The sequence below is a fragment of the uncultured Bradyrhizobium sp. genome, assembly GCF_936928535.1.
Taxonomy (GTDB): Bacteria; Pseudomonadota; Alphaproteobacteria; order Rhizobiales; family Xanthobacteraceae; genus Bradyrhizobium.
Genome location: NZ_CAKZHY010000155.1, coordinates 21,295 through 30,803 on the forward strand (window position 1 = coordinate 21,295; position 9,509 = coordinate 30,803).

The 9,509-nt window shown below is 55.4% G+C and carries 5 protein-coding genes; 4 read left to right on the top strand and 1 reads right to left on the bottom strand.

Translation table 11 applies throughout. The features are described from left to right. Nucleotides 1-307: 307 nt before the first annotated feature. Entirely contained in the window at nt 308-907 is a 600-nt protein-coding gene (locus Q0687_RS29515) for a hypothetical protein (RefSeq protein WP_298884962.1), read from the bottom strand. 1,026 nt (nt 908-1,933) lie between these two features. Here Q0687_RS29515 and hsdR point away from each other — a divergent pair. The 4 genes from hsdR to Q0687_RS29535 all read left to right on the top strand — a co-directional run bounded on the left by hsdR (nt 1,934) and on the right by Q0687_RS29535 (nt 9,233). Continuing rightward, nucleotides 1,934-5,401 carry a type I restriction-modification system endonuclease gene (gene hsdR / locus Q0687_RS29520; protein ID WP_298884963.1) on the top strand — a complete coding sequence of 1,156 codons (3,468 nt, stop codon included), beginning with the start codon at nt 1,934-1,936 and terminating at the stop codon, nt 5,399-5,401. Beyond that, complete coding sequence (locus tag Q0687_RS29525) at nt 5,401-6,870, top strand: N-6 DNA methylase (protein WP_298884964.1); 1,470 nt, start codon at nt 5,401-5,403, stop codon at nt 6,868-6,870. Before hsdR ends, Q0687_RS29525 begins: the two co-directional genes overlap by 1 nt. After that, nucleotides 6,867-8,282, top strand: coding sequence for a restriction endonuclease subunit S (locus Q0687_RS29530; RefSeq protein ID WP_298884965.1), 1,416 nt, complete (start codon nt 6,867-6,869; stop codon nt 8,280-8,282). Before Q0687_RS29525 ends, Q0687_RS29530 begins: the two co-directional genes overlap by 4 nt. A gap of 252 nt (nt 8,283-8,534) precedes the next feature. After that, nucleotides 8,535-9,233 (top strand): hypothetical protein, encoded by a 699-nt coding sequence (locus Q0687_RS29535; protein ID WP_298884966.1) that lies wholly within the window; start codon nt 8,535-8,537, stop codon nt 9,231-9,233. The last annotated feature ends 276 nt before the right edge of the window (nt 9,234-9,509 follow it).

The window sequence follows — 9,509 nt, forward strand, 5'->3', positions numbered from 1 at the left end:
CGCCTTGCGCCCCTCCGTGAGGCGGCGAGGCGGGGGCATTCGCTTGTCCCGCACCATGGCATCGAATGTTGCCGGCGAAACCGAGACGTAAGCGGCAGCGGCCTCGCGACCGATCAAACGAGGCGGAAGTGTAGGGGGAAGCGCTAACTGGCGAGCCATCACACTTCGAACTCGAGAGGGGCAATTGGGTCGCAATTGTACCTGAACTTGCGCGCCTTCTCGCTGACTGAACGTGTGCGATCGCCGCTCGTGCGCAGCGTCACAGCGAGGTCCCCGCAGAAATTGTACTTTTTCAACGGAGAGATTTTCAATTTGAACTCCCACTTCTTCGGATGAACTCGCCGAGTCCCAAGATTGTTTTGCCGCTGATGTCTACAGATTGTTGAAGATCACCGTCTTGATTGGGCTCGAGGTCTGATCCTTTAGGAGCGTCGTCATAAAAGATCCAAATGCTGATGTGGCCTTCTAGCCTGATCGATGCGTTCGGCAGCGGACCGTGGAAATTGACTTGAATGCTTGGCGGATTGGGAAGCTCTTGCAATGATCCCGACATGGCGGCGGTAATCAGTGCAGTCAAACCCTCTTGAAAGGAGCGTCCTTGTTTCAGCGCGCTGATCACCCCAACCTCTCTCGTGGTATATTGGCGTCGCGCCTCCCGAATCCGTGTGCGGGTGAGACCGGCAAATCGCTCCCAGCTTTTCAGAGAACTTTGCAACGGAAGTTTCCCAATCGTGGCGATTAATAAATTCGCTGCGTCTGAGGGTGAGCAGTGAGCAGCGCTTTTGCCCCGCCCACCCGTCGTGACTCGACCATCCTCCCTCAAGGCCCGCCAGGCGATTAAGGTGGTATTTGGTGGGAAGCCCAACAGCTCCGCGGTTTTGCTACAAAGTTCTCCCGGCGTTGCCACCGACTCGGTCCTCAACTTTATTCCATAAGAGATTTTTCCAATGGAAAAGTCAAGTCATTGGTGAAATCTCTGATGGGTTTATTTGCAAGCCGGCAGCCGGTCCCCAGCTCGGCGCCGTAGGGGGTTAGAATCGTTGGCCGCTCATCCCATCAACATGATCTAGTTCGACCTGGAGGGAGCACGAGAAATGCCGCTGTTTTCCCGATTGGCTTTACTCCTGGAGTCCGGCTTTGCCGAACCCGGGGCGGACATCGCTGAAAGTCTCCGGCCGTTTCAGCAAATATTCCCGTTTTGGGGAGATTGTCTGCGGAGACAGGTCGCGCACGGCTGCCGCCAAACCGTACCCGGAGTTCGAATCCCACTAGCTCCGCCATCCCACGAAGATCGTGCCGTACTTGGAACTGGAGACAGCCCAAAACTCGGCCTTTTTCCTGCATTTCTGCGGGCGGAGCGCCCACTCAGTTATCGAACAGTGGCCCTGGATGAAGCCGGAGAACCGAATTTTCTCCGAATCTTAGAACCCCAATTGGTCCAGTACGGCAAATCTCGGAAAAAAGACGGCTTCGGCGCGCGGCGGTTTGGATCACTCTCGCTCATCCAGCGACTCTCGAAAGACAGTCAGCCGGCCTGATCAGGACATCGGAGTTAGGCCTTAAACGTGCTGGCCGACACGGCGCAATTCGAGCAACTGTTCAAACTTCGGTGCGTGTACTCGATCACGAGGCTCAGCAATTCCGGGGATTTCACATCATCCGAATTCGACTGTTCGCGAAGTGACCGAATTACGAACAGTCTGCAAGGGGTCCTCGGCTCTCCCAATGGCTCGCGGATCGTCTCAACGGGTCCCCTTTGCTCAGGTGGGGCCCCTCGGGAAAGCAGGTCCCCCCGGTCTTCAAAAAGGCGGGCTTAAAGGGGCGGCTGCGGCGCCAGCCCGCCAACTCTGTCTGTCCGCGGCCCACGGCAATTCGACCTTCTTTCAGGTTGCAGCGATGCGGCTTATCGCAGATAGATAGCGCGGGGGCAGGAATGGCGCAGGCTGGCAACTTTCAATTCCTAAAGCTTCACGACGCCCGTTTGCAGGCATACGGAGCGGCCGCCGAGCGTTATCTACACGACGACCCCAACACAGCAATTTTCAAACTCCGACAATTTGCCGAGCTGCTTTGTAAAACCGTGGCCGCTCGGCACGCGCTGTACCTTGGTGAACGAGAGACTTTCGAGGAAACCCTTAGGCGGCTCAACCTCGAACGTATAACGCCGCGAGAGGTCGCCGACGTTTTCCACGCTGTGCGGAAGATTGGCAATCGAGCCGTCCACGATGGCGACGGAAGTTTCAGAGAGGCACTGTCCGCCCTGAAGTTTGCGTGGCAGCTGGGTATCTGGTTCCACCGCGCTTACGGAAAGCAGCCGAATTTCAAGCCGCCGCCTTTCGTTGAACCGAGGCCTACCAAGGCGGAAATTGATCAAAATGCTGCGCGGCTGAACAACCTTGAGCAACAGCTGGCAGCTGCGCTTCGGGAACTTGAGGCTGCCCGAGGCGAGGCCCAAGAGAGCGCGCGTGCCCGCGACGGCATCGAAGAAAAACTCAAGCAAGTCCAGGAGGAACGTTCCCTCTGGGAAACGCTGGCGCATGAGGCCGAGCAAGAGAAGCTCCGCGGCATAGCCCGAAGCGAAGGCTTCGAACCTCGGTTTTCGGAGGAACTATCTGATCTAACGAATGCGCTCAGCATCGTGCATGATCCGCTCGATCAGGTCCAAGAGGCTGCAAAGCAAATTTCGCAAACGGAGTTGTCCGAGCTGGCGGCCCGCGGCGAAGAGGCTGCCAAAAAAATCGATCTCGACGAAGCGTCTACCCGAGACCTCATCGATCAGCAGCTCCGCGACAGCGGTTGGGAGGCAGACACAAAATCCTTGCGCTACAGTGCAGGTGCTCGACCCGCAAAAGGACGCAAACTTGCAATCGCTGAGTGGCCGACCACGACGGGTCCGGCGGATTACGCGTTGTTCGTAGGTTTAACGCTGGTCGGTGTGGTTGAGGCAAAGCGGAAGCGCAAGAACGTATCGGCTGCCATCGATCAGGCCGAGCGCTACTCGGTTGGGATGAAGGATGAAGTGACATTCTCATTTGCCGATGGCGCGCCGTGGGGCACTCACAAGGTGCCATTCGTGTTCGCGGCTAATGGCCGTTCCTATTTAAAGCAAATCGAAACCGAGAGCGGCATCTGGTTTCGCGATACGCGACGTTCAGCCAATCACCGCCGAGCGCTAGTGGGATGGCCAACTCCTGAAGGCCTTCTCGGGCAGCTCGAGATCAATTTAGATGCCGCTGACACTGCTCTGAAGGACATGCCTTTCGAGTTTGGCTTTCCGCTCCGAGAATACCAGCAGGGCGCGATCCGGGCTGTCGAAGGAGCCTTGAGCGGTGGACGTCGTTCCATGCTGCTTGCCATGGCCACGGGGACCGGCAAGACCAAGCTCGCCATAGCAATGCTCTATCGGCTGCTCGAAACTAAACGGTTTCGGCGCGTCTGCTTTGTCGTTGACCGATCAGCCCTTGGTGAGCAGGCCGCCGGGGAGTTCACGACGACCAAGGTTGTGTCAGGAAAGGCGTTCGCCGACATCTTTGGCCTCAAGAGGCTCTCCGACGTGACGCCGGAAAGTGAAACGAAGGTCCACATTTGTACAATACAGGGGCTCGTCAAGCGCGTCCTATACGCGGCTGATAGCTCGCAAGTACCGCCTGTGGATCAATACGACCTCATGGTGATCGACGAGTGTCACCGTGGCTATTTGCTTGACCGCGAAATGTCGGACGCCGAGTTGAGCTTCCGTGGTCAAGAGGACTACATTTCCAAGTACCGCCGGGTACTTGAGTATTTCGATGCGGTGAAGATTGGGCTCACGGCTACCCCGGCGCTCCACACGACAGAAATATTTGGCGATCCGATTTTCACTTATTCGTATCGGCAGGCTGTGATCGATGGCTATCTGATCGACCACGAGCCGCCGGTTCGGATCGAGACAGCATTGGCGCGCGCTGGCATTGTGTTCGAGAAGAACAAGCAACTTGACTTGCTAAACACGCGAACCGGCGAAGTCAACTTGGCCCATGCGCCCGATGAAATCCGCTTTGATGTTGAACAATTCAACAGGCAAGTGATCACGGCAGAATTCAATCGTGTTGTAGCCGAGGAGCTCGCCAATCACATCGATCCGTCTGCACCTGGGGCGGGCAAGATGCTGATCTTTGCTGCGACCGATGCTCACGCTGATATCGTTGTGGCCGAAATAAAGAAGGCGTTCGCCAAGAAATACGGTGATATCGACGACGCAACGGTAAGGAAGATTACTGGGAGCGTGGATCGCGTGGGGACCCTTATCCGCTCTTTCCGTAACGATGCCGATCCCAAGATTGCGGTTACGGTCGATCTGCTGACCACTGGCGTGGACGTGCCCTCCATAACCAATCTAGTTTTTTTGCGAAGGGTCAATAGCCGCATCCTCTATGAGCAGATGATTGGGCGGGCAACACGAATGTGTCCTGAGATTGGCAAGGAAGTTTTCCGCATTTTCGATGCGGTGGACCTCTATCCGCACCTCCAAAACCTAACGGACATGAAGCCGGTCGTGGTCAATCCGTCCATCGGCTTCATCCAACTCGTCAACGAGCTGGTGGCAGCGGATAAGGATACTGATCGAGAAGCAGTCCGCCAACAGCTCGGCGTAAAACTTCGGCGCGCACTGAAAAGGCTATCGCCTGAAGCTCGGTCCAAATTTGAAGCAACCGCCGGCGAAGCACCGGAAGCAACATTGAAGCGCATTTTGGAGGCCAAGCCTTCGGAATTGTCGGGCTGGTTTGCGTCTCGAACTGCCATTGGGCCGATCCTCGACTGGCAGGGCGATGAAGGCGCGCCGCCCCGACTTGTGCCGATTTCACATCATGCAGATCAATTGGTCGCAGTCACCCGCGGCTATGGCAGTGCCACGAAGCCGGAAGACTTTCTTGAAAGCTTCGAAGCCTTTGTGCGCGACAACGTGAACACTATCGCAGCCGTAAAGCTCGTGGTCCAGAGGCCGCGCGATTTGACGAGGGGAGACCTTCGAGAACTTCGTGCCGCGCTCGATTTGAAGGGCTACTCCGAAGCAAATCTTCGTCGAGCATGGGCCGACGCTAAGAATGTGGATATTGCCGCGTCGATCATTGGCTTTGTCCGGCAGGCGGCTTTAGGTGACCCCTTGGTTTCCTATGCTGACCGGGTCAAGGCCGCGATGCAGAGGATATTGAATGGCAAGAGGTGGAGTGATCCTCAGAGGAGATGGCTCCGCCGCATCGCCGAGCAGGTGGAAAAGGAGATCGTAGTTGATCGCGATGCGCTTGATCGTGAGCCCTTCGCGGCCGATGGTGGCTTTGTGCGCCTCAACAAGGTGTTTGAAGGTGAGCTTGAGACTGTCTTGAGCAGTATCAACGAGGAAATGTGGAAAAGGGCGGGCTAATGATTACAGGCGATATTGTCGCGAAGCTCTGGTCCCTGTGCCATATCCTTCGGGATGATGGTGTGACCTATAACGAGTACGTGACAGAGCTGACGTATTTGCTCTTCCTGAAGATGCTTGAGGAGACCAAGAAAGAAGATCGGCTTCCAAAGTCATGTCGCTGGCGGGAGCTGGCGAAGCGCGATGGTCTCGATCAGCTCGACCACTACAAGCGGCTCTTACTCGATTTGGGTAAGCCGGAGATCAAAGACGTTCTAGTTCGTACGATTTTTACGGATGCGCAAACGCGTCTTCGAAAGCCTACCAACCTAAAAGCGCTGACCTCAGCGATTGACCAACTCGATTGGTTCTCGGCTCGCGAAGAGGGACTTGGCACTCTTTATGAAGGTTTGTTGCAGAAGAACGCTGAGGACAAGAAGTCAGGTGCGGGTCAATATTTCACGCCGCGCCCTCTCATCGATTGTGTGGTTCGTCTGTTGAGACCACAAGTCGGCGAGGTCGTGCAGGACCCGGCTGCCGGCACGGCAGGCTTCCTTGTTGCGGCTGACCGCTATATCAAAGACAGAACCGACGACCTCTACAAGCTGACGGAGCAACAAGGACACTTCCAGCGACACAGCGCGTTCGTTGGCGCCGAGTTGGTTCCCGACACCCATCGCCTCTGCCTGATGAACCTTTTGCTCCACGGCATCGAGGGAGGTGTAGAGCTTGCCGACACCCTTTCTCCTGATGGAGAGAGGTTGCCCAAGGCTGACCTTGTGCTGACCAATCCGCCGTTCGGAACTAAGAAGGGCGGCGGCCGACCGACGCGATCTGACTTCTCAATTACAGCGGAGACGTCGAATAAGCAGTTAGCTTTTGTTGAGCATGTGGTCCGCGTGTTGAAATCGGGTGGGCGCGTAGGCATGGTCGTGCCTGATAACGTCTTGTTCGAGGACAACATGGGGCGGCGGCTACGCACATGGCTGATGGAGCTTTGTAACCTCCATACCATACTGCGGTTGCCGACCGGCATTTTCTATGCGCAGGGCGTAAAGACGAATGTGCTGTTCTTTCAGCGTGGAAAGAGTGAAAAAGCGAACACCAAGGCGGTTTGGGTATATGACATGCGAGCGAATATGCCAGCGTTCGGCAAGACACGTCCGTTGGCTGTCGCAGACTTCGCGGATTTTGAGAAAGCATACGGCGACGATCCGAACGGTGGTGGAAAGCGTAAAGCTGACGGCGAGGGAGGGCGATGGCGCTGCTTCTCACGAGAGGAAATAAGGGCGCGTAACGACAACCTTGATCTTTCGTGGTTGCGCGACACCGAAGTGGAGGCCGAGCAAGAATTAACTGAACCGGAGGATATTGCCGCGGCGATTATGGGTCATTTGACAGCCGCGCTGAGTGAAATCGAAAGCTTGTCAGACGAATTGGACAGCGATGCTGTTGATCAAGGCGATGCAGTATCGGAAGCAGCCGAATGATGTCCGTCCCGAAGACTTGGGTTACGGCGTCAGGTCATGACCTCTTCACTTTGGTGCGTGGCGTCTCGTATGAAAAATCAGAGGCTTCCAATGTCCCGGCGCCGGGCCTCGTTCCTATACTGCGAGCAAATAACATATCTGGCGGTCAGATAGTTGCTGACGAGTTTGTCTACGTTCCAAGTCGACGTGTCTCGCCTGAACAATACTTGCGGCAGGGCGATTTGTTAATTGCCGCCTCGTCTGGCTCTCGCAATATCGTTGGTAAAGCCGCAAAGGTCGATGGGGGTCTAGGTACGTTTGCTTTCGGGGCCTTCTGCGTGGTTGCTAGACCAAAACGCGCTGAATTGAGTTCGTGGCTTTATTCTTATATGCGAAGTGCGGCCTATCGTGATTACGTCGAACGCGTTGCGCTTGGTATCAACATAAACAACCTGCGCACCTCCGATTTGAAATCGATGCCAGTTCAAGTGGCTCCGCTCCAGGAGCAGCAACGGGTTGTTGCGAAGATCGAAAGTCTTTCCTTAAAATCGAGGCGCGCACGGGATCAATTGAAGGCTATCCCGCGGTTAGTAGAGCAGTACAAGCAGGCCATTTTGGCAGCCGTGTTTCGTGGTGACTTGGGCGCCACGTTCTCCGAGGTTGCAGTCTTGGATAAGTTGCTGATTGATCGGCAGCGGTCCACTTTAGCTGAGGAGCTTGGCGCTCGTCCGTGGAAAGTAACCGCTCCTGCAACTTCTCCAAGAGCTTCGCGCAGTGGGAAGTGGATGAGAATTGGCGATATCTGCGTTCACCGCAGTGGTATCGCGTTCAAGAGCGGGACTTTCTCGAAGTCTGGCACCCCGGTTGTTCGGCTAGGCAACTTGTACAACGGGGTCTTTGATTTGAGCCGTAACCCAGCGTTCATTGAGAAAGACGCTGTTCCCGCGGGTGCTTTTATGGCGAGCGGCGGAGACATCCTCGTGTCTCTTACAGGCACAAAATATAAGCGAGACTACGGGCGACTTGTTCAACTACCGGAAGGATCAAAGCCGGTCTACGTAAACCAGCGTGTCCTGTGTCTTTCTTGCGTGCCGTCAGTAAATCCGAGATGGCTGGTCTACTTTAGTCAGACGCCGATGTTTATGGACTTTTTCTTCTCGCACGAGACGGGCGGGGTTAACCAAGGAAACGTAGGCGTTGCAGGAGTAATGAATGCTCCAATTCCGGTGCCGCCTCTCACCGCGCAGGAAGAGATCATTGGCCGTTTGGACAGTGCATTTCGGTGGGTCAACCGGGCGATTACTAACGTAAAGAACTCGAGCCTGCTCTTGGATCATCTGGATGAGGCAATATTGCGGAAAGCGTTTCGAGGGGAGCTGGTGCCACAAGACCCGCGCGACGAGCCTCCAGACGTGCTGTTTAGCAAGGAGTAGTGCAAAGACCTGGCCTGTCCCCAATGATCTGCACTGAGCGACGGAAAATTCCTTGGGAGCGGGACACTTCAAGAAATTTAGGGTCTTGTGGAAGTGCGCATCGCCTCGTTCCGATCAGAGAAGGCGCTAAAGAGGATAGGTCGAAGTTCAAGGCCAACGTTCGACCCGTGTGTTTGAGGCGTCACGTCTCAGTGTTGGAGCATGGCTGCTTTTTGATGCTGCGTCGCTACGCTAGGCTCCGGGGGGCCATTTATGACGAAAGGGATTTTTAAAGCGTTTGAGGTTTCTGAGGACGAGGTCGGCCGTTTAGGTCCCACCGATCTCGTCATGCTTATCAAGAGGCTTGTTGAAGCAGACCTACAGCAGTGGGGTGCCCCACTCTCGGCCGTGCAGGGAACGCTCAAAATCAATCTCCCAGATGGCGGCGAGGACCTCAGCGTGGCTTGGAGTCAGCCGTCGAGCAAGCCGGGGGTAACCGATCACTACTTCACAGTTTTCCAGATGAAAGCCGAAAAGCTCACTGATGCCAAACTGCGCAGTGAGCCAATCGAAGCTAATGGGAAGCGACTAAAGCCTGCCGTGGCAGAAGTGCTGGCTCGGAGAGGCACGTACATCATCGTTACCAGCAAGACTAATCTAACGACACCGAAGAAGGGATCAAAGGTCACACGTCGTACAGAAGTGCGCAGTCTGTTGCGCTCGGCCATTAGAAACATTGACGAACGCGTCGACCACGCTCGTCTAGATGTTTATGGCCCCGTAAAAATCGCTGGCTGGGTGAATGCTCAACTGATGGTGGCTGTTTGGATGAAGCAACTGCTCGGTCAAGCCTCGGCTGATTTCGCATTTCAAACTATGGAAAATTGGTCGAGCTACCGCGACCGTCGAATGCACTTGTGTCGTGGCCTTCATTCAGCGGCCAATCGAACACGATACAGCAGTCATTGTTGAAGCCTCGTGAAGTCATTCGCCTCCTCGGCCATGCGGGCCTTGGAAAATCACGACTTGCATTCGAGGCCCTTAGGTCGGGTAGTGCCGCCTGCGATCTGGCGCCCATCGTGGCTTATGCAAGGAGATACTCACCGAACTTAATTTATCAGGTGCAAGATTTCATTCAAAACCGACGCCGCGTAGTTCTCGTCGTTGATCACTGTCCGCCCTCGGGTCACAGAGAACTAGGGTTCAGACTCAATTGATCCAATAGGCGACAATGGCGGCGATGTGGAC